At 67.9% G+C, this 25789-nt stretch carries 22 protein-coding genes and 1 pseudogene; 10 read left to right on the forward strand and 13 right to left on the reverse strand.

Annotated elements, in window-relative coordinates; translation table 11 throughout:
• Positions 1-54: 54 nt before the first annotated feature.
• The 4 genes from BLT03_RS11340 to BLT03_RS11355 are packed head-to-tail and all read left to right on the forward strand — an operon-like array spanning position 55 to position 4245.
• Positions 55-1725 carry a SulP family inorganic anion transporter gene (locus BLT03_RS11340; protein WP_092743678.1) on the forward strand — a complete coding sequence of 557 codons (1671 nt, stop codon included), beginning with the start codon at positions 55-57 and terminating at the stop codon, positions 1723-1725.
• A gap of 54 nt (positions 1726-1779) precedes the next feature.
• Positions 1780-2562 carry a GGDEF domain-containing protein gene (locus tag BLT03_RS11345; RefSeq protein ID WP_289623715.1) on the forward strand — a complete coding sequence of 261 codons (783 nt, stop codon included), beginning with the start codon at positions 1780-1782 and terminating at the stop codon, positions 2560-2562.
• 10 nt (positions 2563-2572) lie between these two features.
• Positions 2573-3427: a MinD/ParA family protein gene (locus BLT03_RS11350; RefSeq protein ID WP_092743682.1), complete on the forward strand. Its 855-nt coding sequence runs from the start codon at positions 2573-2575 to the stop codon at positions 3425-3427.
• Positions 3428-3471: 44 nt separating this feature from the next.
• The gene (locus BLT03_RS11355; protein ID WP_092743684.1) at positions 3472-4245 is read left to right on the forward strand and encodes a sulfurtransferase; all 774 of its coding nucleotides are present in this window, start codon (positions 3472-3474) and stop codon (positions 4243-4245) included.
• A gap of 57 nt (positions 4246-4302) precedes the next feature.
• Here BLT03_RS11355 and BLT03_RS11360 read toward each other — a convergent pair whose 3' ends face one another.
• From BLT03_RS11360 to BLT03_RS11375, 4 genes are all read right to left on the reverse strand, one after another.
• Positions 4303-5187, reverse strand: coding sequence for a pirin family protein (locus tag BLT03_RS11360; protein WP_092743686.1), 885 nt, complete (start codon positions 5185-5187; stop codon positions 4303-4305).
• Positions 5184-5591, reverse strand: a complete 408-nt coding sequence (locus BLT03_RS11365; RefSeq protein ID WP_092743688.1) for an OsmC family protein — start codon at positions 5589-5591, stop codon at positions 5184-5186. The genes BLT03_RS11360 and BLT03_RS11365 overlap by 4 nt, the downstream gene beginning before the upstream one ends.
• Before the next feature lie 51 nt (positions 5592-5642).
• Positions 5643-6197 (reverse strand): flavodoxin family protein, encoded by a 555-nt coding sequence (locus BLT03_RS11370; RefSeq protein WP_092743690.1) that lies wholly within the window; start codon positions 6195-6197, stop codon positions 5643-5645.
• Positions 6198-6276: 79 nt separating this feature from the next.
• The gene (locus tag BLT03_RS11375) at positions 6277-6978 is read right to left on the reverse strand and encodes a pirin family protein (RefSeq protein ID WP_092743692.1); all 702 of its coding nucleotides are present in this window, start codon (positions 6976-6978) and stop codon (positions 6277-6279) included.
• A gap of 106 nt (positions 6979-7084) precedes the next feature.
• Between BLT03_RS11375 and BLT03_RS11380 the strand changes: the two genes are divergently transcribed.
• The 5 genes from BLT03_RS11380 (at position 7085) to BLT03_RS11400 (ending at position 12077) form a co-directional block, all read left to right on the forward strand.
• Positions 7085-8023 carry a LysR family transcriptional regulator gene (locus BLT03_RS11380; RefSeq protein ID WP_092743984.1) on the forward strand — a complete coding sequence of 313 codons (939 nt, stop codon included), beginning with the start codon at positions 7085-7087 and terminating at the stop codon, positions 8021-8023.
• 87 nt (positions 8024-8110) lie between these two features.
• Positions 8111-9247, forward strand: coding sequence for an NAD(P)/FAD-dependent oxidoreductase (locus BLT03_RS11385; protein WP_092743694.1), 1137 nt, complete (start codon positions 8111-8113; stop codon positions 9245-9247).
• A complete protein-coding gene (gene gluQRS / locus BLT03_RS11390) occupies positions 9244-10227 on the forward strand; it encodes a tRNA glutamyl-Q(34) synthetase GluQRS (protein WP_092743696.1) in 984 nt (327 codons plus the stop codon). The genes BLT03_RS11385 and gluQRS overlap by 4 nt, the downstream gene beginning before the upstream one ends.
• 17 nt (positions 10228-10244) lie before the next feature.
• Positions 10245-10991, forward strand: coding sequence for a tRNA (guanosine(46)-N7)-methyltransferase TrmB (gene trmB / locus BLT03_RS11395; RefSeq protein ID WP_092743986.1), 747 nt, complete (start codon positions 10245-10247; stop codon positions 10989-10991).
• 36 nt (positions 10992-11027) lie between these two features.
• Entirely contained in the window at positions 11028-12077 is a 1050-nt protein-coding gene (locus BLT03_RS11400; RefSeq protein WP_092743698.1) for a GGDEF domain-containing protein, read from the forward strand.
• Positions 12078-12222: 145 nt separating this feature from the next.
• On the opposite strand, the gene alaS is transcribed toward BLT03_RS11400, so the two are convergent.
• From alaS to BLT03_RS11420, 4 genes are all read right to left on the reverse strand, one after another.
• On the reverse strand, positions 12223-14847 hold the full coding sequence (alaS, locus tag BLT03_RS11405) for an alanine--tRNA ligase (RefSeq protein ID WP_092743700.1): 2625 nt from the start codon (positions 14845-14847) through the stop codon (positions 12223-12225).
• Between the two features lie 233 nt (positions 14848-15080).
• Positions 15081-16187: an ROK family protein gene (locus tag BLT03_RS11410; RefSeq protein ID WP_092743702.1), complete on the reverse strand. Its 1107-nt coding sequence runs from the start codon at positions 16185-16187 to the stop codon at positions 15081-15083.
• 223 nt (positions 16188-16410) lie between these two features.
• Positions 16411-17637 (reverse strand): YeeE/YedE family protein, encoded by a 1227-nt coding sequence (locus BLT03_RS11415; RefSeq protein ID WP_092743704.1) that lies wholly within the window; start codon positions 17635-17637, stop codon positions 16411-16413.
• Between the two features lie 108 nt (positions 17638-17745).
• Complete coding sequence (locus BLT03_RS11420) at positions 17746-18663, reverse strand: sulfurtransferase (RefSeq protein WP_175537736.1); 918 nt, start codon at positions 18661-18663, stop codon at positions 17746-17748.
• A gap of 231 nt (positions 18664-18894) precedes the next feature.
• Here BLT03_RS11420 and BLT03_RS11425 point away from each other — a divergent pair, with 231 nt between their 5' ends.
• On the forward strand, positions 18895-19320 hold the full coding sequence (locus BLT03_RS11425; RefSeq protein ID WP_139160377.1) for a c-type cytochrome: 426 nt from the start codon (positions 18895-18897) through the stop codon (positions 19318-19320).
• A gap of 39 nt (positions 19321-19359) precedes the next feature.
• Here BLT03_RS11425 and BLT03_RS11430 read toward each other — a convergent pair whose 3' ends face one another.
• The 5 genes and pseudogenes from BLT03_RS11430 to BLT03_RS11450 form a co-directional block, all read right to left on the reverse strand.
• Positions 19360-20286: a CysB family HTH-type transcriptional regulator gene (locus tag BLT03_RS11430; protein WP_092743706.1), complete on the reverse strand. Its 927-nt coding sequence runs from the start codon at positions 20284-20286 to the stop codon at positions 19360-19362.
• Between the two features lie 220 nt (positions 20287-20506).
• On the reverse strand, positions 20507-21577 hold the full coding sequence (locus tag BLT03_RS11435; protein ID WP_245711337.1) for a FecCD family ABC transporter permease: 1071 nt from the start codon (positions 21575-21577) through the stop codon (positions 20507-20509).
• On the reverse strand, positions 21574-22590 hold the full coding sequence (locus tag BLT03_RS11440; protein WP_245711338.1) for an ABC transporter substrate-binding protein: 1017 nt from the start codon (positions 22588-22590) through the stop codon (positions 21574-21576). Before BLT03_RS11440 ends, BLT03_RS11435 begins: the two co-directional genes overlap by 4 nt.
• Positions 22591-22840: 250 nt before the next feature.
• Positions 22841-23453, reverse strand: a pseudogene (locus BLT03_RS11445) (ABC transporter ATP-binding protein); the annotation flags it as partial.
• Entirely contained in the window at positions 23365-25563 is a 2199-nt protein-coding gene (locus BLT03_RS11450; protein WP_092743996.1) for a TonB-dependent receptor, read from the reverse strand. The pseudogene BLT03_RS11445 and the gene BLT03_RS11450, both read right to left, overlap by 89 nt.
• Positions 25564-25789: the final 226 nt, after the last annotated feature.

Raw genomic sequence — 25789 nt, forward strand, 5'->3', positions numbered from 1 at the left:
GACAACGCAGCCGCAAACGCGCTTGCCCTGCCCTCGCCGCGCGACAATCGCGGGATGCGCCTGCAGTCTCTATCCCGATGGTTTCCCTTTTTGGCCTGGCCCCGGCCAGACCGCCATTTGCTCAAGGGGGAGTTCTGGGCAGGGATGACGGTCGGGCTCATGCTGGTTCCGCAAGGCGTCGCCTATGCCGCGCTGGCGGGCATGCCCGTCATCACCGGCATCTACGCCTCGCTGATCCCGGCGCTGATCGCGGTGCTCTGGAGTTCGTCCACGCGCCTGGGCGTCGGGCCGACCGCCTTGACCAGCCTGCTCATCGGCGCCTCGCTCACCGGTCTCGCCGAACCCGGCAGCGCGCACTGGGTGGCGCTGGCCGCCTGGATGGCGCTGCTGTCGGGTTTGCTGCAGATGATGCTGGGGGTCGTTCGCTTCGGCTGGCTGCTCAATCTGGTCACCTCGCCCGTGCTCAATGGATTCACCCAGGCGGCGGCCCTGCTGATCCTGGCGTCGCAATTGCCGGATTTGCTGGGGTTGCGCACCACTTGGAACGCGTTGGCCGTATCGCCGTCGCTGCACCATTTCGACCTGACGGCGGCCGGCTTCGGCCTGGGCAGCCTGGCCCTGCTGATGGCGGCGCGGCGCTGGCGGGCGACCTTTCCGGCGGCCATCGTCATCGTCGGGCTGGCAGCCCTGTTGAGCTGGACCATCGGCTACGCCGATCGCGATGGCGCGGTGGTCGGGCATCTGCCCGCCGGCCTGCCCCAGCCGTACTGGCCCGGCTGGCTGTCGTGGGACGAGTTCGGCGCACTCGTGCTGCCCGTGCTGGTCGTCACCCTGGTGAGCTTTCTAGAGACGGCTTCCAGCGCCAAGGTCGAGCACCAGCAGGGCGGCACGCGCTGGAACGAAAACCAGGACCTCATCGCGCACGGCCTGGCCAAGATGAGTTCCGGCCTGTGCGGCAGCTTCGCCACCAGCGCGTCGTTCTCGCGCTCGGCCATCAACCTCTATGCGGGCGCCAAGAGCGGATGGGCCACCATCTTTGCGCTGGCCCTCGTCCTGGCGGTGCTGCTGTGGCTGACCCCGGCGCTGTACCACGTGCCCCATTCGGTGCTGGCCGCCGTGGTGGTGACGGCCGTCACCAGCCTGATCAAGCCGGGCACGTTGCTGCGGCTGTGGCGCGTGTCGAAGGTCGAGGCGGTGATCGGCGGAGTCACCTTCGCCCTCACCCTGGCGACGGCGCCGCGCATGTACTGGGGCGTGCTGGTTGGCCTGGTGCTAAACCTGGGTCATTTTCTTTACCAGCGGCTGCATCCGCGCATCATCGAAGTCGCCCCGCACCCGGATGGCAGCCTGCGCGACCGCCACCTGTGGCTGCTGCCGCCGATCGCCCCCGGACTGTTCGCGCTGCGCATGGATGCCGAGCTGGACTTCGCCTCGGCCGCGGCGCTGGAGCGCCGCATCGCCGAGCACTGGGCCGCGCACCCGGAGATTCGGCACCTGTGCCTGTTCGCCCAGCCCATCAACCGCATCGACGTGACGGGCGTGGAAACCTTCGCCCGGCTGCGCACGCTGGCGGCCTCGCGCGGAGGCAAGCTGCACGTGAGCGGCATCAAGTTGCCGGTGGAGCAGGTGCTCCGCCGCGCCGGGCTGCTGGAAGAAGGGCCGGACCTTGCGCTGTACCGCACCGACGCGCAAACGCTGGCAGTGTTGCAACAATTAACGGAATGAACCGGATAGCAAGCCTTAAAACCGGCCCCCGCTGCTACACTCGGTGAACACTGTTTGTTGCATTTTGTGACTGAATCTGCGACCCCTCAATTCGTGAACCTGCGCGACCTGCGCCTGACCACGGCGCATGCGCTGGTGGCCCAGGCCGCCGGCTCCGAAGCCGCTTTGCCCTCCGACACGCCGCTGCACTACCTGCAGGGCTTGATCGACGGCCTGTGCGAGCTGTCGCTCAAGGACCCCCTCACCGGGCTGGCCAACCGCCGCCACTTCCGCACTGTGCTGGAGCGCGAGATCGACCGCGTCACCCGCGCCGGCGAAGCTGCGCTGCTGCTCATGCTCGACATCGACAACTTCAAGCGGGTCAACGACACCTACGGCCACCTGGCCGGCGACATCGTGCTGCAGTCGGTGGCGCGCACCCTGAACGGCTGCGTGCGCCCCATGGACACCTTGGCGCGCTACGGCGGCGAAGAGTTCGCGGTGGTGCTTCCGGCCTGCCAAGCGGGCTTCGGCCGCGTGGTGGCGGAGCGCATCCGCCGCGCCATCGAGCGCACGCCGGTGCGCATTTCGCCCTCGGTGGAATTGAACGTCACGGTCAGCGTGGGCGGCGCCTTCGCCCTGCAATGGATCCGCAGCACCACGCTGCTCTGGAGCGAGCGCGCCGACAGCCAGCTCTACAAAGCCAAAATGGCCGGCCGCAACCGCGTCAGCATCGAAGAGCAACCCGACAGCACCGTGAGCGCCGAAGAGAAGAGCCTGCTTTTCGGCCCGCTATACACTCCGTCGGGATGGGGCGATCTGCCCCCGCCCATGGATTCCACAGGCAGCGCCTATTGAAAGCCCAGAGATGACCGACGCGCTGTCCCCGCAACCCACTACTCCCGCCGGCCCGAACATGCCTGCGCGCCCTACCAGTCCGACGCCGCCTGGCGCACGCATCATCGCCATCACCAGCGGCAAAGGCGGCGTGGGCAAGACTTTCGTTTCCGCCAATCTGGCGGCCGCCCTCACCCGCCGCGGCCACCGCGTGCTCGTGCTGGACGCCGACCTGGGCCTGGCCAACCTGGATGTGGTGCTCAACCTGCACCCCAAGGTCACGCTGCACGACGTGTTCACCGGCAAGGCCGACCTGGACGACGCCGTGATCGATGCGCCCGGCGGCTTTTCGGTCGTGCTGGCCGGCTCCGGCATGGTCGAATATTCGCGACTCACCCCCGAGGTGCGCAGCGAATTCCTGAACGTCATCCAGACGCTGGCCCCCCGCTTCGACGTGATCCTGCTCGACACGGGCGCCGGCATTTCCGATGTGGTGCTGTTCTCGGTGTCGCTGGCGTCCGAAGTGCTGATCGTCGCCACGCCGGAACCCACCTCCCTCACCGACGCCTACGCGGCGATCAAGGTGCTGGCCACCCAGCAAAAACGCCAGCACGTGCGCATGGTGGTCAACCAGGCCGCGCGGCCCGGTGACGGCCGCGCCATCACCAGCCAGCTGCAGCAGGTGCTGGACCGCTTCGTGAGCACCGAATCCGGCCGCTCGATGCGGCTGCTGCACATGGGCGACATTCCAGCCGACACGTCGGTGCGCGATGCCGTCATGCGCCGCCAGTTGCTGCTGATGCAGATGCCCGGCTGCCCCGCGGCGCTGGCCATTGCCCAGTTGGCCAACAAGATCGATACCGCGCTGCTCACGCCCGCCAGTTAGCCGAACGCCGGGGCCACACCGCTGGCCAGCCGGCCTGCCACGCCATGCCCGACTCCACCGTGAACGACGTCCTGAACATTTCCTGCTACCTGTTCGTCCCGCTGCCGGACGCCAGCGACCTGCGCGATCTGCTGCACGCGCGCGCCGAGGCCGCGCAGCTCAAAGGCACCATTCTTCTGGCCGAAGAAGGCATCAACCTGTTCCTGGCAGGCCCGGCGCCGGCCGTGCGCGGCTTCATCGCCGAGTTGAAGGCAGACTCGCGATTCGAGGCCCTGACGCCCAAGGAAAGCTGGTCGGCCACGCAGCCGTTTCGCAAGATGCTGGTGAAGGTCAAGCGCGAGATCATCCGCATGGACCACCCCACCATCCGCCCGTCCAGCGGCCGCGCGCCAGCGGTCGATGCGCCCACGCTGCGCCGGTGGCTGGCCCAGGGACACGACGACGCGGGCCGCCCGGTCGTCACGCTCGACACGCGCAACGCCTTCGAGGTGGACGAAGGCACGTTCGACAACGCCATCGACTGGCGCATCGACAAGTTCACCGAATTTCCTCCCGCACTGCGCGAACACAAGGCCGAGCTGGCGGGCAAGACGGTGGTGAGCTTCTGCACCGGCGGCATCCGCTGCGAAAAGGCCGCCATCCTGATGCGTGAGGAAGGCATCGAAAACGTCTACCAGCTGGAAGGCGGCATCCTCAAATACTTCGAGGAAACCGACGGTGCGCATTACCACGGCGGCTGCTTCGTCTTCGACGAGCGCCGGGTGTTGTCCAGCGACCTGGCGACCACACCCATGGCCGCAGACGCTATTAAAAAGTGAGCTGCCAGCGCTTGATTCCCTAGGGCGCAAGGCAGATTTCGCTCAATATCCGGTCTTTCAGGATTTGAAGCGCCGCTCCGGCAGCGGAATCCACTCGGTCTCGCCGGGAACGTGTCCCATGCGCTGGGCTTCCCAAGCGTCGGCCGCCTGCACGATGCGCTCCTTGCGGCTGGAAATAAAGTTCCACCACATGTGGCGCGGTGCATCCAGCACGTCGCCGCCGATCACCATCAGCCGCACCGCCCGGTGCGTCGCGCGCAGCACGGCGCCAGCGCCCGCCTCCAGCGCGGCCAGGGTATGGGCCGCGAATGGTTCGCCATCCAGAAGCAGGTCGCCGTCCACGGCATAGACCGCGATCTCTTGCGCCAGCGCCGGCAGCACCAGCTCCGCGCCCGCTTCCAACTGGACGTCCAGATACAGCGTGGGCGACAGCGTCGCGACCGGCGACGTGTGGCCGAACGCCTCGCCGATCAGCACCCGCACCGTGGCGCCGTCCCGCGAAAACTCGGGAATGTCGGCGGCAGGCGTGTGCACGAAGCTGGGCTCGTCTTCTTCGTGGGCGAGGGGCAATGCTGCCCACAACTGGATGCCGTGGTTGACATAGCTGCGCTCGCGCAGGGTTTCCGGCCGCCGTTCGGAATGCACGATGCCGCGGCCGGACGTCATCCAGTTGATGGCGCCGGGCGCGATCTCTTGCAGCGAACCCAGGCTGTCCCGGTGCAGGATGGCCCCGTCGAACAGGTAGGTGACCGTGGCCAGCCCGATGTGCGGATGTGGCCGCACGTCGTATTCCGAAGCTGGCTCCACCGTCACGGGACCGAAATGGTCGAAGAACAGAAACGGTCCGATCGAGCGCCGCTGCAGCGAGGGCAGCAAACGCCGCACCGTGAACCCGCCGCCCAGGTCCTTGTCGTGGCCTTTGAGGATCAGCAGCCCGCTCATGGCATGCGCTCCACGGCGGTCGTGATTTCGGTGGTGACGCTGGTCATCAGCTTGTGCACCGGGCACTTGGCGGCCACGGCCTCCAGCTCTTCGATCTGCGCGTCGGTGAGGTCGCCGCTCACCTGCAGCCGGGCCGCCAGGCGATAGGTGCCGGCGCGCTCGGCCGAGGCATCGCGGTCGATCACCGTGCGCACGTCGTCCACCGCCATGCCCTTGCGGCGCGCGTACCAGAGCACGGTGAGCGCCTTGCAGGCGCCGAGCGCGGCGTCGTACAGGTCGTGCGGATTGGGGCCGGTGTCGTCCCCGCCTTCGGCAGCCGTTCCATCCACGACCATCTGATGGTCGCGCACCGACAAGGTGTGTGCGAGCGGGGCGCCGGCAATGCGCCGCAGTTCCAGGGTCATGGGGAAGGCTCCAGTCAAAGGGAAGGGGTCAAGGAATGGCCGGCCAATCTATCAGCCGCGCAGGCGCTTCGCAATCTCGGCCACGCGGGCGCCGTACGAACGGCCGGTGTCCAGGTCGCCCTGGAGCATTTCCTGCACGCTGGCATCGGAGGGGGACTGGGCCAGTGCGCCGACCGAGCCACCCAGATTGTTGAGGTCGTTGCGCGTGGCGGCCTTGGAGTTGCTGGGCAGCAGGCCCAGGCTCACCCAGATGCCGCCGTGCTGCGAAGCCAGCGTCTGCAGATAGATCAGCGTGACCTGCTTGTCGCCGTTCAGGCTGGCGCTGTTGGTGAAGCCGCCGAACACCTTGTCCTGCCAGCCGCGGCCGAACCAGGCCTTGGACGAGGCATCGGCGAATTTCTTGAACTGCCAGCTCGGGCCGCCCATGTACGTGGGAGTGCCGAACAGGATGGCATCGGCCTCTTGCAGGGTTTCCCAGCCGCCTTCGGGCAGGTTGCCGTCCGCGTCGATCGCGACGAGCTGGGCGTTGGCGCCTTCGGCCACGGCCTGGGCCAGGCGCTGGGTGTGGCCGTAACCGGAATGAAAGACGACTGCAATTTTGGTCATGGAGAACTCCTCGAGATTCAGGGTTGGACGGAACGAAAAAATGGAAATAACGCCAGGAAAAATGGGGCCGCTAAACCGGTCAGGCCGCCAGATCGAACACCAGCACCTCGGCCTGCGTGCCGCGCTCGAAAGCCAGCAGGGGTTCCTGTTCGGCGAATGCCGCATCGCCCGTGGCCAGCGCGCGGTGATTGACCTCGATGGCGCCCCGCACCACGTGCACATAGGCTTTGCGGTCGGCCGGCAGGGCCAGCGTCGCGGCTTCTGCGCCGTCGAACAGGCCGGCGTAAAGCCGGGCATCCGCATGCACGGTGAGCGAGCCGCACTCGCCGCAGGGCGAAGCCAGCAGCCGCAGCACGCCACGCTTTTCGGATTCGGAAAAAGTCTTCTGCTCGTACTCGGGGGCGATGCCCCGGGTGTCGGGCTGCAGCCAGATCTGCAGGAAGTGCGTGCATTGCCCTTCGGCATGGTTGAACTCGCTGTGCGTCACGCCGGTACCGGCACTCATGCGCTGCACGTCGCCGGGCGGAATGCCCTGCGTGTTGCCCAGGCTGTCCTTGTGCCCCAGTTCGCCAGAGAGCACGTAGCTCAGGATTTCCATGTCGCGATGGCTGTGGGAGCCGAAACCGGTGCCTGGGGCGATGCGGTCTTCGTTGATGACGCGCAGGCTGCCGTAGCCCATGTAGCGGGGGTCGTAATAGCCGGCGAAGGAAAAGCTGTGGTTCGACTGCAGCCAGCCATGGTCGGCATGGCCACGGTCTTGTGATTTACGGACGGTCAGCATGGGGGCTCGCTCCTTCGATGGAAGGACTGTAGAAGCAGTGCTGCGCTTGCGTAGCCAATCCGATTGAAGGCATCATTCAAAACGTTTGAACTCTCAGCCCTTCATCATGCAAAACGCCCGCGATGCGCTCACTCCAGACAGCCTGGACATGCTGCAGGTGATCGCCGACACCGGCAGCTTCGCCGCGGCAGCGCGGCGGCTGGGGCTGGTGCCCAGCGCCCTTACCTACCGGGTGCGCCAGATCGAGGACGCGCTCGACGTACTGCTGTTCGACCGCAGCGCACGCCAGGCGCGCCCGACCGAGGCCGGCTCCGAACTGCTGCGCGAAGGCGCCCGGCTTCTGGAAGAGGTGGACGCCGTGGCGAACCGGGTGCGCCGTGTCGCGACCGGCTGGGAGCCACAGCTGACCCTCAGCGTAGACGGCATCATCTCCCCCACCACCTTGCTCGAACTGACCGAGGCGTTCTACGCACTGCAGCCGCCCACGCGGCTCAAGCTGCGCACCGGCATTCTGTCGGGCACGCTGGAAATGCTCACCTCCGGCCGGGCGGACCTTGCGATCGGCGTGGCCGTGAACGGCTCCAACGTGTCGGGGCTGCAGCAGATCGAGATGGGACACCTGGATTTTCTGTACGCCATCGCGCCCCACCATCCACTGGCCGAAGCGCCAGAGCCCATCACCGATTCCGTGCTGCGCGCGCACCGTGCGGTGGCCGTGGCCGACTCCGCCCAGCGCGGCAGCGTCACCATGGGCCTGCTCGGCGGCCAGGATGTGTTCACTGTGGACAGCATGCAGGCCAAGCTGCAGGCGCAGTTGAGGGGCCTGGGCGGCGGTTTTCTCCCCGAGCCCATGGCGCGCCCGTATCTGGAGGCCGGGCGGCTGGTGACCCGCAAAGTGGCACGGGCCGCGCGCAGCGTGCCGGTGCACTACGTCTGGGGAGGCCCGGGCCACAGCGCACCGGGGCGAGCGCTGCAATGGTGGCTTTCGCAGCTGCAAAGCCCTGCCACCCGCAAGGCACTGCTCGAAAACCATCATCATTTCTAGCCGCTGGAGCCACGCGGCGAACGGCCGCGCGTGTAGAGTGGGCCTTGTTTTCCTGCTCCTGAACTTCGCTTCCGAAAGGCCCGGCCCATGCCATCACCTGCCCAACGATCCAAGCAACGGCTGCGACGCAGCTCCTCCGCCGAAAACCCTTCCCCTGCCCCAGCCCCTCTCCCGCCGCCGTCCACGCGCCGCTTCGCCGTCATCGGCGCCGGCATGGCGGGCATCGTGTGCGCCCGCACCCTGGTCCAGGCGGGCCATGAGGTCACCGTGTTCGAGAAGTCGCCGCATGCCGGCGGGCGCACGACCACGCTGGACACGGCCTTCGGCAGCTTCGATGCCGGCGCCCAATATTTCACGGTGCGCGACGCGCGCTTCACCAAGGCGCTGGAGACCGTGCCCGGCCTGTGCCGGCCGTGGAGCGCCAACACCGTGCGCGTGCTGGACGCCGCAGGCCGCGTGGCCGCTGCAGCGCCCCCGCCGGGCGAGCCGCACTGGGTTGCCAGCCCGGGCATGCAATCGCTGGTGGATGCGTGGGCGCGCCCCCTTTCGCAGGCCGGCCGCCTGCACACCGGCCAGCGCGTCACCCGCATCGAGCGCGACGCCCTGGACGGCAGCCGCTGGCAATTGCGCACCGAATCCTCCGACGGCGGCACGCAAGTGCATGCCGGCTTCGATGCCGTGCTGCTGGCCCAGCCTTCGGTACCCGCGCTGGCGCTGCTGCAAGCTTCGGGCACCGACGCGGCCCCATCGCTGCACAAGCCGCTGGCCGGCGTGACCATCGCGCCCTGCTGGACCCTCATGCTGGCGTTTCCGCAGGCCGTGCGCCCAGGCCTGACCACCTTGGGCCCTCAGTGGAACGCCGCCCGCAGCACGCACCACCGCATCGCCTGGTTGGCGCGCGAATCCTCCAAACCCGGCCGCGGCCCGGTCGAGCGCTGGACGGTGCAGGCCAGCCCAACTTGGTCGCAGGAACATCTGGAAGACGACGAAGCGCGCGTGCAGGCCAAGCTCATGAAGGCGTTCTCCGAAGTGACCGGCATTCGCGCCGAGCCCGCCCACGCGCAGGTCTGCCGCTGGCGTTACGCGCAGACCCTGGCCCCCCTGGGCCGCACGCACCTGTGGGATGCCGCCGCCGGCATCGGCCTGTGCGGCGACTGGTGCCTGGGCCATCGGCTGGAAGACGCCTTCGTGTCCGGACTGGAACTCGCGCTCGCGGTGGCATGACACCTGGCTCGCCGCCCCGCTACGTCGGCCGTTTCGCGCCGTCGCCCACGGGCCCGCTGCATGCGGGCTCGCTGGTCGCGGCGCTGGCCAGCTGGCTGGACGCGCGCTCGGCGCCCGGTGCGAACGGCGGACAGTGGCTGGTGCGCATCGAAGACGTCGATACACCGCGCTGCGCGCCCGGTGCCGACGCGGTGATTCTTTCGCAATTGGCCGATTGCGGCCTGGTGCCGGACGGCGACGTGCAATGGCAGTCGCGGCGCGGGGGGCTGTACCAGCAGGCGCTGGACGGGCTGTTGGCACAGGACCAGGCCTATCCCTGCGCCTGTTCCCGCAGCGATATCGCACAGGCCCAAGCCCGGCTGGGCCATGTGCGCCAACCCAACGTCGAGCTGCCCTACCCCGGCACCTGCCGCGCCGGACTGCAGGGCCGGATGGCCCGATCTTGGCGATTCCGTTCATCGGAAATTCAGAAAAAATTGCCGGCGTGTGGTGCCCCTCGCGCACGTGGCGCAGCCCCTTCGGCATCGCCAGAAGGCGTGGTGTGGGAGGACCGCCGGCTGGGCCTTCAGGCGCAGGACGTAGACCGTGCCGTCGGTGACTTCGTTCTGCGTCGGGCCGACGGTCTGTGGGCCTACCAGCTGGCTGTCGTCGTGGACGATGCAGACCAGGGCGTGACCGACGTGGTACGAGGGGAAGACCTCGCCGACAACACGCCGCGCCAGATCCTGCTGCAGCACGCGCTGGGGGTGCCCACCCCGCGCTACCTGCACACGCCGCTCGTGTACGCGGCCGATGGCGCCAAGCTCTCCAAGCAGCATGGCGCGCCGGCGCTGGACACGCGCGAGCCGGTCAAGGCGCTGGCGGCTGCGGCACACACTCTGGGACTGCCGCCACTGGTGCGGCCAAACGACACCCCCATCGGCGATGCGCTGGCGCTGTGGGCGCAAGCGTGGTCCCGAATCTACAATCGCTCACCGTGACAGAAACGCACTTCCCCCTGGCCGATGCCGGCCCTACGAATCTTCCCGAGCTGCGCGCCGCGCGCACGGGCGGCGGAGCCCCCGCCGACGTTCCCTATCCCAAGACCATCAAGAGCTACGTGCGCCGCGCTGGCCGCACCACCACCGGGCAGGCCAAGGCCTTCGAAGAGCTGGGTCCCCGCTTCGTGCTGGACTACGCACCCCAGCCCATCGACGCCCCTGCCGTGTTCGGCCGCACCGCGCCCCTGGTGCTGGAGATCGGTTTCGGCATGGGCGAAGCGACGGCCCACATCGCCAGCGTGCGCCCCCAGGACGACTTCCTGTGCTGCGAAGTACACGAGCCCGGTGTGGGGGCGCTGCTCAAACGCATCGGCGAGCAGGGTCTGACCAACATCCGCATCCTGCAGCACGACGCGGTCGAGGTGATCGACCACATGGTGCCGCCCGGCACGCTGGACGGCGTGCACATCTTCTTTCCCGATCCCTGGCACAAGACCAAGCACAACAAGCGCCGGCTGATCCAGCCGCCGCTGGTGGCCAAGCTGGCCGCGCGGCTCAAGCCCGGCGGCTACCTGCATTGCGCGACCGACTGGCAGCCCTATGCCGAGCAGATGCTCGAAGTGCTGTCGGCCGAGCCGCAACTGGCCAACACCGCCGACGGCTACGCACCGCAGCCGGAATACCGCCCCCTCACCAAGTTCGAAAACCGCGGCCTGCGCCTGGGGCACGGCGTGTGGGACGTGGTGTTCGTGCGCCGAAGTTGATCGCATTGATCGCATGACCGCAGAACCGACGCCTCCATGAAGCCCATTCTCGACAACCTGGTCGAAATGACCGGCCACCGCGACCACTTGCGTTTGGAGGTGTCGGTGCTCTCCACGCTGCAGAAACTGCCTTCGATCAAGGCGGTGCGCGCGCTGGAAATTTTCAGCGACAACGGCGTGGCTTATGTGCGGCCACGCACCTGGTGCGACCAGGGCCAGATGGTTTCGACCAATTCCGAAGCCGCCGCCGACCCGAGGCGTGAACTCCTCACAGAATATGCCGCGTTGAACGCGTGCATCGTTCAAAAGGAGCGCAGCGCCCTGCAATCGCGACGCAAGGGCGAGCACACGCTGTGGATGCCCGTCTGGATGCACGACGAGGTGCACGCGTGCATCGAAGTCACGCAGACGCGCGCATTCTCGGCCCACAAGCTGGACGTGATCCAGAGCGTTTTCTACGTCTACCAAAATTACCAGAGCCTGCTCGATTACAGCGAGCGCGATGCGCTCACGGGGCTGTTCAACCGCAAGACCTTCGACGAGCAGTTCGCCCGCCGCGCCGGCGTGTCGGGCAGCGTGCGCATCGCCGCTGCGGCCGAGATGCTGGCGGAGGGCGAAAGCGCCGACACGAGCGAGCCGCTGCAGCAGTGGCTGGCGGTGGTGGACATCGACCATTTCAAGCAGGTCAACGACCGGTTCGGGCACCTGTACGGCGACGAAGTGCTGATCCTGATCGCCAACATCCTGCGCTCGTCGTTCCGCAGCCATGACCGCATCTTCCGTTTCGGCGGCGAAGAGTTCGTGGTGCTGCTGCGTTCGACCACCCTTTCCACCGCGCACAAGGTGTTCAACCGGTTCCGCCTGGCCGTGCAGGAATATGACTTTCCCCAGGTGGGCCAGGTGACCGTGAGCCTGGGCTTCGTGTGCACCGAGCGCGGCGCGCCGGTCGAAATCCTGGGCCAGGCCGATCAGGCGCTGTACTTCGCCAAGGAAAACGGCCGCAACCGCGTCTGCTACTACGACGAATTGATTGACCAGGGCCATCTGCACACCAAGGTCGCCAACGACGACGTGGAACTGTTCTAGGCTCCAGTAGCGAGCAATCAGCCAGGCAGGCGGCAGGGTGCAAGCCGGGCTGCTTGTGCGGTAGCAAACAACGCGCGCACCCAACAAAAAGGCCGGTCAACCCCCATGGGCTGACCGGCCTTTCTGCGAACCGGGTGAACTCAGGTCAGAGGCGTTCAGCCACCCACGCTTGCACCGAAGCGAGCGCCACAGGCAGCGCCGCCGCATTGGTGCCGCCGGCCATGGCCATGTCGGCCTTGCCGCCGCCCTTGCCGCCGACCTGCTGGGCCACGAAGTTGACCAGCTCGCCGGCCTTGACCTTGCCTACGCTGTCCGCAGTGACGCCTGCGGCCAATTGCACCTTGTCGCCATCTGCGGCGGCCAGCACGATCACGGCGGACTTGAGCTTGTCCTTGAGCTTGTCCATGGTGTCGCGCAGCGTCTTGGCGTCCGCGCCCGGCAGCTGGGCCGCGAGCAGCTTCACGCCCTTGATGTCCACGGCCTGGGACAGCATTTCGTCGCCCTGCGCGGATGCGAGCTTGCCCTTGAGGGCCGCCACTTCACGCTCCAGCACCTTCACCTGGTCCAGCGCCTGGCCGATGCGGCCGGTCAGCTCGGTCACCGGCGCCTTGAGCACGCTGGCCGCGCGGGTGACGGTGTCTTCCAGTTGCTGCAGGTAGGCCAGCGCATTGCTGCCGGTCACGGCTTCAATGCGGCGCACCCCCGCCGCCACGCCGCCTTCGGCCACGACCTTGAACAGGCCGATGTCGCCGGTGCGCGCCACGTGCGTGCCGCCGCACAGTTCGCGACTGGAGCCGATGTCCAGCACCCGCACGTTTTCGCCGTACTTTTCGCCGAACAGCATCATGGCGCCGGTCTTCTGGGCCGATTCGATGTCCATCACCTTCGCACCGGTCGCGGTGTTGGCGAGGATCTCTTCGTTCACGCGGCGCTCGATCTCGCGGATCTGCGCATCGGTCACCGGGGCGCCATGCGCGAAGTCGAAACGCGTGCGCTCTGCGTTCACCAGCGAGCCCTTTTGCTGCACATGGCTGCCCAGCACTTCGCGCAGGGCCTTGTGCATCAGGTGAGTGACCGAATGGTTGCGCATGGTGGCGGCGCGCAGGGCCGTGTCCACTTCGGCCGTGACGGTATCGCCCACGTTCAGCGTACCGGCGTCCAGACGGCCGTGGTGGCCGTACACGTCGGCCCGGATCTTGAGCGTGTCGTCCACCGCGAAGCGGGCCGAGCCGCTGCTGATCAGGCCCTGATCGCCCACCTGGCCGCCGCTTTCGGCATAGAAAGGCGTGGTGTCCAGCACCACGACGCCTTCTTGCCCCGTGCGCAGGGCTGCGGCGCTCACGCCGTCCACATAGATGGCGGTGATCTTGGCGCTTTCCGCCAGTTGCTCATAGCCGGTGAAGCGGTTCACATCGCCCGTGTAGTCGAGCGCCCGGTCCATCTTGAACTTGCCCGCCGCGCGGGCCTGGGCTTTCTGCTTGTCCATGGCGGCGGCGAAGCCCGCCTCATCGACGGTCACACCGCGCTCTCGGCACACGTCGGCCGAGAGGTCGAGCGGAAAGCCGTAGGTGTCGTGCAGCTTGAAGGCCACGTCGCCGGGCAGCACGGTGGCACCGCCGGACAGGGAGGCATCCAGAATTTCCATGCCGTTGGCCAGCGTCTCGAAGAAGCGCTCTTCCTCGGCTTTCAGCACTTCGGTGATGCGCTGTTCCTGCTCGCGCAGCTTGGGATAGGCGTCGCCCATCTGCTCCGCCAGGTCCTTGACCAGCTTGTGGAAGAACGGCGTCTTCTGGCCCAGCTTGTAGCCGTGGCGGATGGCGCGGCGCACGATGCGGCGCTCGACATAGCCGCGGCCTTCGTTGCTCGGCAGCACGCCATCGACGATCAGGAACGAGGTCGCGCGGATGTGGTCGGCGATCACCTTGAGCGACGGGTTGTTCAGGTCGGCCGTGTGCGTCTCGCGGCCAGCGGCCTTGATGAGGGCATCGAACAGATCGATCTGGTAGTTGCTGTGCACGTGCTGCAGGATGGCGGCCAGCCGCTCCAGGCCCATGCCGGTGTCCACGCACGGTGCAGGCAGCGGCTTGACGGAGCCGTCCTCGGCCATGTCGAACTGCATGAACACGTTGTTCCAGATTTCGATGAACCGGTCGCCGTCCTCGTCCGGGCTGCCGGGCGGGCCGCCCGGGATTTCAGGACCGTGGTCGTAGAAGATTTCGCTGCAGGGGCCGCAGGGGCCGGTATCGGCCATCATCCAGAAGTTGTCGGACTTGTAGCGGCCACCCTTGTTGTCGCCGATGCGGATCACGCGCTCGGGCGGCAGGCCGATTTCCTTGGTCCAGATGTCGTAGGCCTCGTCGTCCTCTTCATAGACGGTGGCCAACAGGCGGTCTGCGGGCAGCTTGTAGACCTCGGTGAGCAGTTCCCAGGCCCACTTCAGCGATTCGCGCTTGAAGTAGTCGCCGAAGCTCCAGTTGCCCAGCATTTCGAAGAACGTGTGGTGGCGTGCGGTGTAGCCCACGTTTTCCAGGTCGTTGTGCTTGCCGCCGGCCCGCAGGCAGGCCTGGACGGAGGTGGCGCGCTGGTAGGGCCGCTTGTCGGTGCCCAGGAACACGTCCTTGAACTGCACCATGCCCGAGTTCGTGAACATCAGCGTCGGGTCGTTGCCCGGCACGAGCGGGCTCGACGGAACGACGGTGTGGCCCTTCGATGCAAAGAAGTCGAGGAAGGTCTTGCGAATGTCTGCGACGCTGGAAGTGGGCTGGCTCATCTTGGGATCTGGTGGGGTGCCGAGGTGCCTCAACGCAAGTGAACGCACGTGAAGGCACGTGTGGGCCGGCGAGGCTGGGGACGTCGATTATAGGTTTCGGGGCATGCCGGGGCGCGGCGTGCGCCATTGGACGGCCCGGCGTCTCCACCGGGGCCGCGCTGCCCGCCCGGCACAGCGCGGTGGCATCTGCCCCTCAACCCGCGAAGTGAGGCCGGCAGGCCCCCACAAGGCCGTCAGGCGCCCTGGCGATTGGTGTAACTGGCGTTGCCGAGGCCCGTGCCCACGGTGAGCACGGCCCAGTGCTTCACGTCGGTGGTGAAAGGCAACTCCGACAGCCCCTGGACCACCGCATCGTTGTGCAGGCAGACCTGCGTGCGGCCCTGGCCGATGTAGGGCAGGCGCTCGCACAGGTCGCGCGGCAGGTGAAAGCGGATGCTCTCCCAGTTGCCCGGCAGGTTCTGCGTGCCGCCCGCCAGCGAGCCGTCTTCGCAGACCAGGCCCGGGCAGGCCACGCCCACGTAGGGTGCGAGGCGGATGTTCTTCTTCTCGGCATAACCGAGCAGGTCTTCCAGCATTTCCGCGATGCCCTCGACCAGTTCGTCGCGCTTCGGGGCGTCGTCGGCATGGCCCCATTTCTCGCGGATCACCACCTCGGCCTTGGACATGTCTGGGGCGCTGTGCAGGTGGGTTTGCACGATGCCGCAGCGCACGTTGGTGCCGCCGATGTCCACTGCCAGGATCGCGTCGTAGCTTTGCAGCAGCGCGGGCGGCGCCAGATGCACCCAGCCGATCAAACCACCCTCGTCCGCATGGTGGTGCAGCGTGCGCAGTTCGATGGATGTCTTTTCTTTCTTGAGGATTTCGGCCGCGCGGGCAATGGCGCGTTCGCCGACCTCGCTCTGGTGGAAGCCCCCGCCGATGATCACGCGCTTCACGCCGCGCCAGGTCTTGTGCTTGAGAAAGCACTGCACCACGTGGGCCAGTTGCAGCGCGTAGTCTTCCGAGGCGGCCTCGATGGCGCGGGCGGCAGAGCCGTCTTTTTCCAGCAGTTCGTCCAGCCGCTGCTTGCTGATTTCGCGCGTGGGCTTGGTGCCCAAAGGGTCCTTGCCCGCCATTTCGGTGAAGAGCTTGCGCCATGCATCGAGCATTTCGCGAAATGCGGTGCGGCTGGCGTTGTCGCCGACGAAACCGTCGCCATCGCGCAGTTCCAGGCTGTAGCCGTCGATGGTGACGGACGCCAGCTCCAGATCGCCATGCGGCCCCAGCACGCACAGCTCGCGCTGCGCCTTTTCTTCCTTCTCACTCACGGCCACGTCGGCGGCTTTGTCTTTGGATGCCATGGGCTCCCTGGTCCTGGTTCGGGCCCGCGGCGCGGGCGACCCAGCGATGGTGGCTCGACCGCAGGCGCGACTCCGTCAGCCAAGACGCTCTCTGGTGTCGGACGGCGCCGCAACGCACCGGTGGCGCTTACCCCGACTCATCGCCACCCTTTCCAGTTTGCTATCAATTTAATAGTCCTCTCCCTAGTGAACATTGCGCTGGCGGCCGAAAAGGCTTGAAAACTCAGCGAACGGCACGGGCAACCCGCCAAGCCTGCAACCTGACCCCCGCCCATACCGCCACAAACACCGCCGCTCCGAACACCCAGCCCGACAACGCCCCGGCCATGCCGCCGGACAGCAGCGTGCCGATGGTGCACCCGAGCCCGGTCATCGCCCCCCATCCCAGCAGCACGCCCCCGCCCAGCCCACGCGCCGCGTCGCGCGCTGTGGGCCAGCGCGGTGCGAACTGCCGGCTGGCCAGCGCCGCGACGAAGGCACCGGCCACCAACCCGGCGATCAGCATCGCGTTCGGCGTGAGCCAGGCCGCCTGCACGGCAGTGGCACAGCCCGCCAGACCGTCCAGCCCATCGAGCCGATCGGGAATCCATCCCTGACCCTGCGCGAGGGAGCGCGCCGCGCTTCCCAACGTGGCCGTCACGCCCAGCGGGCGCATCCGCACGATCACGAAGGCGCCGATGAGCCCCACGGCCAGCCCGCCCGTCCAGTAAGGCCAGCGGCCGGTCCACAGTCGCCGCCATGCCTCGCGCAGGGTCGGAACACCTGGCGGTTTGGCGGCGGCATCGTTCCGCTGGCCAGCGTCTGCGCGTTCGTGGCTTTCGGCGGTCTCGCGCGCGAAGCCGCGCCAGAGCCACGCGGCGATGGCAGCGAGCACGACCAGTTGCAGCGCCAGCGCACCGCCATAGCCCAGGTGCGCGGGCAGCCACACGACCGGCGCGCCGGCCACACTGGCGCTGTAGAGCGGGTTCCAGGTGTGAAAGCCCAGAACGAATCCCAGCGCCGACCCCAGCAGCGCAAACGGCGCTACTGGCGAGCCCTCCGCCAGGCGGTACCAGTGCGCGCTGATGCAAGAGCCCGACACCGCCATCCCGGCGCCGAAGGCCAGGCCTGCCGCCACCAGCGCGCCACTCACCGGGCCGATGTGCATGTCCGCAGGCAACTGGCCCGCGACGGGCACCGGCATCCAGCTGCCCAGCACCACCGTGTAGCCCACGCTGCCAACGGCCAATGCGAGCAGCAGCGCCAGCAGGCCGCGCGGATTGCCACCGGCGAACCAGTCGCGGGCGTGGCAGTAGAAGCAAAAGCGCGAGCGCTGCAGCACCCCGCCGAGCACGCCGCCCACCACCAGCGCAAAACCCAGCGTGCGCCCGCCCGGCTGGGCATGCAGCGCATACGCGCCAGCGCCCAACGCGGCCAGCAGCAGCCATGAAACGATTCCTGCAACAGGCATGGGTCGGCACCTTTCTGGCGTTAGAACATTCCGGACAAAAAAAAGCCCGCACGCGGCGGGCTTGAAAAGAGACCCCCTACTGACAAACTGGCTCGCGTCGGCCCCGCCCTACTTGGCGGCCCACAAGGTGCCGGCCGGATTGGTGATGGGCACGCCCACGGCATTGCCGTATTCGGTCCACGACCCGTCGTAATTGCGCACCTCGTATCCCAAAATCTTGCTCAGCGCGAACCAGGTGTGGCTGGATCGCTCGCCGATGCGGCAGTACGTGATGACCGGCTTGCTGCCGTCGATGCCTGCGGCGGCATAGAGCTTTTTCAGTTCTTCGGCCGGCTTGAAGGTGCCGTCTTCCCGCACGGCCTGCCCCCATGGCACGTTGGCCGCGCCCGGAATGTGGCCGGCGCGCACCGACAGTTCTGGCACGCCTGCCGGCGCGAAAACCTTGCCGCTGTATTCGTCCGCCGAGCGGATGTCCACCAGACGCGCATCGCTGCGCCCTTCCGCCACGGCCAGCGCATCGGTCAAGCGGGCGCGCAGATGCGTGTTGACCGTGCCGACCCGGTAGGCGGTGGCGACCGGCTCGGGCACGCGGTTGTTCAGGGGCCGGTTTTCGGCCTCCCATTTCTTGCGGCCGCCGTCCAGCAGCTTCACATCCTTGACGCCATAGATGTCGAACACCCACGCGCCCCAAGCGGCGAACCAGTTGCTGGTGTCCCCGTAGAGCACCACCGTAGTGTCCGGCGCCACGCCAGCCTTGGACAGCAGCGCTTCGAAAGCCTCCTTGCCCACGATGTCGCGGCGCACCTTGTCGTTCAGGTCCGAGTGCCACGAGAAGTTGACCGCACCCGGCACGTGGCTGCGCTCGTACAGCCCGGGATTCACGCTGACCTCGATCACGCGGACCTTGGCGTTGTCCAGGTTCTGCGCCAGCCAGTCGGTGGACACGAGCGGGCCCTGCGGCACCGGCGTCGCGGCAAAGGCCGTGCCGCACAGCGCGACGGCGGCACCGAGCGCCAGGGCATACAAGCCGTCGCGCCATGTGGGAAGGTGGCGTTGAAATCGCAGTGCTGCAGTGATCCCTCGTCCTTTCGCTGGTTGCCCGCCTCGGTATGCGGTGGGCTTGGGAGTGAATCTATCGGGCGCCGCGGCCCTTCCCAAGCGACAAGAACGCGTTTGGTTATGCGCAAAACGGCACGGCACACCGCACCACAGCCGGTACGGCGTGCCCAGCCATTCGCCGCCGCTATGCTCGGCGGCATGACGAATGCCCCGTTGCCCGACGCCTGCGCCGCCCCCGCCCCCGCCACTTCGCCAGCGCACTGCTCCGCGGGCTCGGCCTCGGGTCGGCCGCCGGTTTGGCGCCGGGCCGCGGCCTGGGCGGTGGGCGCATGGCTGGCGTGCAGCGCGGCAGCAGGCCACGCTGCGGAAGAAATCCATTTGGGAAAAGAGCACGGCTGCATGGCCTGCCACGGCATGGTGCGCAAGCAGGTGGGCCCGGGCTTCGCTCAGATCGCCGAGCGCTACCGCAACGACCCCGAAGCACCAGAAAGACTGGCCGGCAAGATCCGCAACGGCAGCGTGGGCACGTGGGGCCGGGTGATCATGCCGCGCCAAAGCCGCATCACCGAGCCGCAGGCACGCGCCCTGGCGCAGTGGGTGCTTTCGCAGCCCTCTCCGCCCTGAGGCGGCACGGCGCCGGCCACCCGGCGGCGGCCTCTTTTCTTACGCGGCCTTCATGGCGGCTTCCACCACGTCACGCGTGAGGGTCGGCACGAAGCTTTCGATGAAACGGTAGGCATAGCCCCGCATCCAGCTGCCGCGCCGCAGGCCCAGGCGGGTGAGGTTGACCTCGAACAGGTGGCGAGCGTCCAGCATGCGCAGGTGCCTGTCGCGGTCGGGGTCCACCGCGATCGAGGCGACGATGCCCACGCCCATGCCCAGTTCCACATAGGTCTTGATCACATCGGCGTCCATGGCGGTCAGCACCACGTCGGGCTTCAGCCCTTCGCGGGCGAAGGCCTCGTCGATGTGCGCGCGGCCGGTGTAGCCCAGCTCGTAGGTCACGATGGGAAAGCGGGCGAGCTGCTGCAGCGTCACCGGTTCCGTCTGCCCCAACAACGGGTGCTCCGGCGGCACCACGATGCTGTGCGACCACCGATAGCACGGGAGCGTGACCAGGCTGTCGTAGCCGGCCAGCGCCTCGGTCGCCACGCCGATGTCGGCCTCGCCGGACAAGAGCATTTCGGCCACCTGGCGGGGCGAGCCCTGGTGCAGGTGGAGCGACACCTGCGGATACAGCGCCCTAAAGTCGCGCACCACCTGGGGCAGCGCGTAGCGCGCCTGCGAATGCGTGGCGGCCACGGACAGGCGCCCTTCTTCGCTGGCGCTGAAATCCAGGCCCGCACGCTTGAGGTTTTCGGACTCCAGCAGCAGCCGTTCGACGATGGGCAGCAACGTGGCGCCGGGCGGCGTAAGGCCGGTGAGGCGCTTGCCGGCCCGCACGAAAATTTCCAGGCCTAGCTCTTCTTCGAGTTCGCGGATCTGGCGGCTCACGCCGGGCTGCGAGGTGTAGAGCATGGCTGCCACCTCGGTCAGGTTGAAGCCGCATCGTACGGCCTCCCGCACCGAGCGCAATTGCTGAAAGTTCATGCGCCCCACCCTGCTCGCAGCGCTGTGGTGGAGGGAAGGCCGCAGAAAGAATCGAAAGCGAAGGCGATGGCAATGAAGAGCGGTCGGGTCACGGAACACACCTGTCTGGAGGGAAGCTGCCGTGATCTTAGAAACCGTTCTTTAAAACCAGAAAGAATATATTTCCATGACTTAAAGCTGAAACTATATAAGCCGCGTTTACGGGGGTTTACCGACGGACTCATGCGTTCACCGGGCGCCGCAGCAAGGCCATCACGAAGACAGCGCCGATCCCTGCGGTAACGATGCCCACCGGCAGTTCCTGCGAACCCAGCAGCGTGCGCGCCGCCAGGTCGCTCGCCAGCAGCAACGCCCCGCCGAGCACGGCCGCCACCGGCAGGAAAGCGGCATGCAGCGGGCCAGCCAACCGCCGGGCCAAGTGCGGCACCATCAGCCCAACGAAGCCGATCACGCCCGCCAACGCCACGCAGCAGGCCGTGGCCACGGCGGCCACCACGAACGCGCGGGTGCGCAGTTTTTCTGGAGCGATGCCCAGGCTGTGGGCCGTGTCGTCGCCCGCCAGCAAGGCGTCCAGCGCGCGGTGGCTGCGCCACACGAAAACGGCCGGCACGAGCAGGCCCAGGGCCGCCAGCCAAAGGTTGTCCCAGCGGGCCAGGCCCAGCCCGCCGAGGGACCAGAACACCACCGCATGGGCCGCACGCTGGTCCCCCGCGAAGACCAGCCCATGGGTCAGCGCGCCGAACAGGAACGACACCGCCAGCCCCGCCAGCACGGTTTGCGCCGGCCCCTGCCCGCCCGCGCGGCGCACCAGCACTAGCACCGCTGCAGCCGCGACCGCAGCGCCCGAGAACGTGGCGGCCGGCAAGGTCCAGGCGCCCAGCCAGTCGCCGGTCAAGGTGATGACGGCCACGGCCCCGGTGGAAGCGCCGGACGACAGCCCGAACAGAAACGGATCGGCCAGGTCATTGCGCGTGGTGCTCTGCAGCAGTCCGCCCACCAGGGCCAGCGCGGCGCCGACAAGCAGCGCCAGCAGCACGCGCGGCAACCGCAGGTCGAGCACGATCGCGTTGACCATGCTGCTCGAACCCGCGCTGCCCGCGTCGGCAGCCCATGGCGCAGCCAACGCGGCAGCGGCTTCGCGCCACGACACGGGCGCGCTGCCCGCTGTGAGCGAGAGCATGACGAGCAACGCCATCCCCAGCACCAGCGCCATCGGAAGAAGCCGGCGCAAGCCGTGGCGCCGCGAAGCGACTGCCGCTGTGGCGCCTTCGGTCGCTGACTGATTCTTCACGGCGGCTGCCTCAACGCGCGCGCGAGCTTTTCGATCGCCTCGATGTTGGCGGGGCCGGGGGTGAGTTCGGCATAGCGCAGCGTGATGAAGCGGCGGTGGCGCACGGCATCGGTCAGCCGCATTGCGGGGTGCGCCTGCAGGATCTGCTGCAAATGCTCCGGCCCCTGGCCGTTCTGGTAATCCAGCAGCACGATGAACTGCGGGTTGCTGGCCGCCACGGTTTCCCAGGCCGCATTGCCCCAGCTCATGGAAACATCGCCCAGCACATTGCGCCCGCCGGCGGCCTCAATCAAGGCGGTGGGCATGGCGGCGCGGCCGGCGGTGAAAGGCTTGTCTTCGCCCGAGTCATAGACGAACACGCGCGGCGGCACGGGCAACTCGGGCCGGGCTGCGGCACGGACCCGTTCGCGCCACTGGTCGACGAGGCGCTCGGCCTCGGCACGCCGGCCGAACACGGTGCCCAGGCGCAGCAGGTCGCCGTACAGCAGATCCATCGTGGCGCGTGGCTTGTCGCCGAGCGCATGGGCGCAGCTTTCGGTCAGCACCAGCGTCTGAATGCCATGCCGCGCCAGGGTGGCGGGCGTCACGTCGCCGCCGGGCTGCATGCCGTAGTACCAGCCCGCAAAGAACAGGTCCGGCTTGGCAGCCACCAGCGTTTCCAGCGTGGGGTACTTGGGGGCCAGCTCGGGAATGCTGCCCAGCCTGCGCAGAAAAGCGGCGTCGGTCTTGTACCAGCCGGTGATGCCGGTCACGCCCACCATCGAGGGCTGCAGGCCGAGCGCCATCGCCATTTCCACCATGTTCAGGTCATGCACGACCATGCGCTTCGGCGGCGCCGCGATGCGCAGCGTGTCGCCGCAATTGGGCACGGTCACGGGAAAGCCGGGCGGTGCGGCCGGTGCTGCCGCACCTTGGGCCATTGCGGTGCCAGCGCCGATGAACGCCCCCAACGCCAGGCCGATCACCAGGTTGATCGCACCCGCCACCGCCCGCTGCAAAAAAAGCCGATTCACGCTGCCGCCCCGCGCTCGAAAGACCACAGCGTTCCGCCATGGCGGGGATGCTGCGTGTGAACGAGCTCCATTCCAAAAACATCGGCCACGCGCCCGGCGCTCAAGGCTTGGGCGGGCGGGCCATCGGCCACCAGCGCGCCGGCCTGCAGCATCCACACCCGGTCGGCGAACGAAGGCACCAGGCCGAGTTCATGCAGCGCGGCGACCACGGCAATGCCCAGGCCACGCACCAACGCCAGCAAGTCGGCGCGGGCCGCGAGGTCGAGGTGATTGGTGGGCTCGTCCAGCAGCAGCAGCGCGGGCTGCTGGGCCAGGGCGCGCGCCAGGTGGACACGCTGGCGTTCGCCGCCCGACAGCGTGGACAGCGCGCGCTGCCCGAACCCCTCCACCGAGCAGGTCTGCATGGCTTCATCCACCACCCGCGCGTGCTCGGCGCGGCCGGCATGGGCCTGGTGCGGCAACCGGCCCAGCGCTACGTAGTCGCGCACCTTGAAGGCGAGGTCCACGCTTTCGGTCTGCGCCAGCACGGCGATGTGCCGCGCACGCTCCAGGGCGGGCCACCCCGCCAGGTCATGCCCGAGCACGCACACTCTGCCCTGCGTGGGCGCGGCGCGCGCACTCAGCAGTTTCAGCAACGTGCTTTTGCCCGCGCCGTTGGGGCCCACGAGGGCCACGCATTCGCCAGGCGCCACGCAGGCATCCACGCCGCGCACCAGCGGGCGGCCCTGGGGTGTGCTGAATCCCAGGTTTTCAGCCCGCAGCAGCGCCTGCATGTCACAGCACCCAGCGCAGGGCGAGTTCGAAGCTGCGCGGCGCGCCGAGCAGGATCTGGTCCGGGTAGAACGGATCGGCCCAGGCCGCATACACGCGGTTGGTCAGGTTGCGGCCGCGCAGCGTCAACTGCACGCCACGCGCCACGTCCACGGCTATTGCGGCATCGAGCGCGGTGTAAGCCGCAAGCCGCACGGTGTTGGCATCGCTGTGGAACCGCTCACCCACGTGCCGCAGCGAGGCCGATACCTGCACCGGCACGCCGGCGACGAAGCGGTAGCCCACGCCGGCGTTGGCCACCACGCGCGGCGCGTTGGGCGGCGTGTTGCCCGAGAGGGAGCCGCCACCGGCCAGTGCGTAGTCCTGGTAGCGCGCCCGGTTCAGCGCGAGGTTGGACCACACGCTCCAGTGCGCATCGGGCCGCAGCGCCAGCGAGGCCTCGGCCCCGCGCGACTGCAGCGCCCCCGCCACCGCCAGCGATTGCCCGCCTTGCGCGGCATACACATTGCGGCGCTCGCTGTCGTACAGCGCGAAAGTCCACTCGCCGCGGTCTTGCCAGAACGATTGCTTCACGCCCGCTTCCACATTGCGCGTGCGGGTCAGGTCCAGCGGCTGCGTGCCACGCAGCAGGAACAGGTTGTTGGCCGCCACGTCAGCGCCCGTGGCGTACTGGCCGTAAAGGGTGGTGCCCGGCGCCGGCACCCAGGTCACGCCCAGCCGCCCGGTGGTCGGGTGCCAGGTCTTGTCGAAAGGAAAGCCCGTGCGGGACACGCCCGCAGCATCGGTCGAAGTGCGCGACAACTCGATCGATTCATGCCGCAGCCCGCCGATCAGCGCCCAGCCCGGCGCTACCGAAAACCGGTCTTCCAGCGCCAGAACGGTGTTGCGCACGCCGCTCGTCTGCAACTGCCGGGTGAGCGGGCCGTAGGTGCCGCGCTGGGGGTCCACCAGGCTCACGCTGTCGCCCGGAAAGTTGGCGGCGCCCGGGCGGTTCAGGTCGAGATCGCTGGTCTCCAGCGCCGCCACCCAGCGGTTGTCGCGGCCTGCGATCTGCCCGTCCCACTGCAATTCGGTCTTCTGGCCGACCGACGTCTGGTCCTGCGCCACATAGAAGCGCTCGCGGTCCACCAGGCCGGTGCCCGCGTTGAAGGCGGCGATCTCGTTGTTGAACCACGTGCGCGTGGCCGTGTAGCGGTAGATCTGCGTGCGAAGGGTGAAAGCCTTGTCGATTTTCCAGTCCATGCCCGCGCGCAGCCAGGTTTCGCGCGCCTCGTTGCGGTTGTCGAGCACGTTGTAGTTGGTGCGCAGCGTGCGCCGGTCGATGGCGACCGGGCCGAGCGCGCTGCCGTTGAACCCCGACGTGTACGTGCCCGACACCACGCCGCCTTCGGGCTCGATGCCCGGTGCGGCGGCGGACACCAGCGGCGTGCCCCAGTAGCTGCTGCCGCGATCGCGCTTGATCTCCCCGGCCACGAAGAACTTCAGGCCCGGCTGGACATGCCAGTCCAGCCCGCCCGACAGGTGGCGGTTGTGCTGGTTCGTGCCCTGCACGGGGCCATCGCTTTCCGAACCGGTGAGGTCGATGCGGTAATCCAGGTCCTTCCAGGTGGTGGTGCCGCCCGAGCCCAGGCGCAGTCGCCGTTCGCCGAACGAGCCGGCGGCCGTCTCGACCTCGGTTTCCACCGGCCCGCGGTGCGGCGCGCGCGTGACGAAATTCACCGCCCCGCCCGATGCGCCCTCGCCCGACATGAGCGAGGCCGCGCCTTTCAGAAATTCGATCCGCTCCAGGTTGGCCGTGTCCATGACACGCGACGTCATGTTGGGCGGACCGATCTTGATGCCGTTGTAGAGCGTGTTGATCTGGCTGTTGGCAAAGCCGCGCATCGAAAACGCGGCGGGCTCGGCCGGAAAGTCCCCTGCCGTCACGCCCACTGCGGCTTGGGCCGCCTCGGTGACCGTGCGTAGCCCGCGTTCGGACAAGACCTGGCGCGACACCACGTCGATGGAGGCTGGGGTCTCGCGCACCGACAGGCCGAGGCGCGAGGCGCCGTCAGCAGGTTGCTCCAGCGCGCCGGGGACCGACAACTCCTTCACGACCACCGTGGGCAATGCCATCGCACCTTCCTGGGCTTGAACGCCCGGCGCGGAGAGCGCGAGCAGCGGAGTCAACCAAAGGGAAGTAGCGGGGCGAAACGGGTGCATGGTCGAGAAGAAACGGAGGGCGGGAGGAACGGTCGCCATTGGAACAACGGCACCCGTGTAGAACACGAAAACGCGGACCCCGGTGCGATCAGGCAACAAACCGATGGGCCGCCCCCGGGAGGGTGCCGCAGTTTAAAAGGGGAAGGAGACGCGCCGAGGTGAATTTATTTACTACTGCAACTGAGTTGCGATAAAAAATTCTACGCGCAATAACGCAACTCGAATG

The organism is Paracidovorax valerianellae (assembly GCF_900102625.1).
Taxonomy (GTDB): domain Bacteria; phylum Pseudomonadota; class Gammaproteobacteria; order Burkholderiales; family Burkholderiaceae_C; genus Paracidovorax; species Paracidovorax valerianellae.

Excerpts from the sequence above, each read along its gene's own strand:
- BLT03_RS11340 (WP_092743678.1), top strand. The coding sequence starts at position 55 with ATGCGCCTGCAGTCTCTATCCCGATGGTTTCCCTTTTTGGCCTGGCCC.
- BLT03_RS11350 (WP_092743682.1), top strand. The coding sequence starts at position 2,573 with ATGACCGACGCGCTGTCCCCGCAACCCACTACTCCCGCCGGCCCGAAC.
- BLT03_RS11355 (WP_092743684.1), top strand. The coding sequence starts at position 3,472 with ATGCCCGACTCCACCGTGAACGACGTCCTGAACATTTCCTGCTACCTG.
- BLT03_RS11360 (WP_092743686.1), bottom strand. The coding sequence starts at position 5,187 with ATGAGCGGGCTGCTGATCCTCAAAGGCCACGACAAGGACCTGGGCGGC.
- BLT03_RS11365 (WP_092743688.1), bottom strand. The coding sequence starts at position 5,591 with ATGACCCTGGAACTGCGGCGCATTGCCGGCGCCCCGCTCGCACACACC.
- BLT03_RS11370 (WP_092743690.1), bottom strand. The coding sequence starts at position 6,197 with ATGACCAAAATTGCAGTCGTCTTTCATTCCGGTTACGGCCACACCCAG.
- BLT03_RS11375 (WP_092743692.1), bottom strand. The coding sequence starts at position 6,978 with ATGCTGACCGTCCGTAAATCACAAGACCGTGGCCATGCCGACCATGGC.
- BLT03_RS11380 (WP_092743984.1), top strand. The coding sequence starts at position 7,085 with ATGCAAAACGCCCGCGATGCGCTCACTCCAGACAGCCTGGACATGCTG.
- BLT03_RS11385 (WP_092743694.1), top strand. The coding sequence starts at position 8,111 with ATGCCATCACCTGCCCAACGATCCAAGCAACGGCTGCGACGCAGCTCC.
- gluQRS (WP_092743696.1), top strand. The coding sequence starts at position 9,244 with ATGACACCTGGCTCGCCGCCCCGCTACGTCGGCCGTTTCGCGCCGTCG.
- BLT03_RS11400 (WP_092743698.1), top strand. The coding sequence starts at position 11,028 with ATGAAGCCCATTCTCGACAACCTGGTCGAAATGACCGGCCACCGCGAC.
- alaS (WP_092743700.1), bottom strand. The coding sequence starts at position 14,847 with ATGAGCCAGCCCACTTCCAGCGTCGCAGACATTCGCAAGACCTTCCTC.
- BLT03_RS11410 (WP_092743702.1), bottom strand. The coding sequence starts at position 16,187 with ATGGCATCCAAAGACAAAGCCGCCGACGTGGCCGTGAGTGAGAAGGAA.
- BLT03_RS11415 (WP_092743704.1), bottom strand. The coding sequence starts at position 17,637 with ATGCCTGTTGCAGGAATCGTTTCATGGCTGCTGCTGGCCGCGTTGGGC.
- BLT03_RS11425 (WP_139160377.1), top strand. The coding sequence starts at position 18,895 with ATGACGAATGCCCCGTTGCCCGACGCCTGCGCCGCCCCCGCCCCCGCC.
- BLT03_RS11430 (WP_092743706.1), bottom strand. The coding sequence starts at position 20,286 with ATGAACTTTCAGCAATTGCGCTCGGTGCGGGAGGCCGTACGATGCGGC.
- BLT03_RS11450 (WP_092743996.1), bottom strand. The coding sequence starts at position 25,563 with ATGCACCCGTTTCGCCCCGCTACTTCCCTTTGGTTGACTCCGCTGCTC.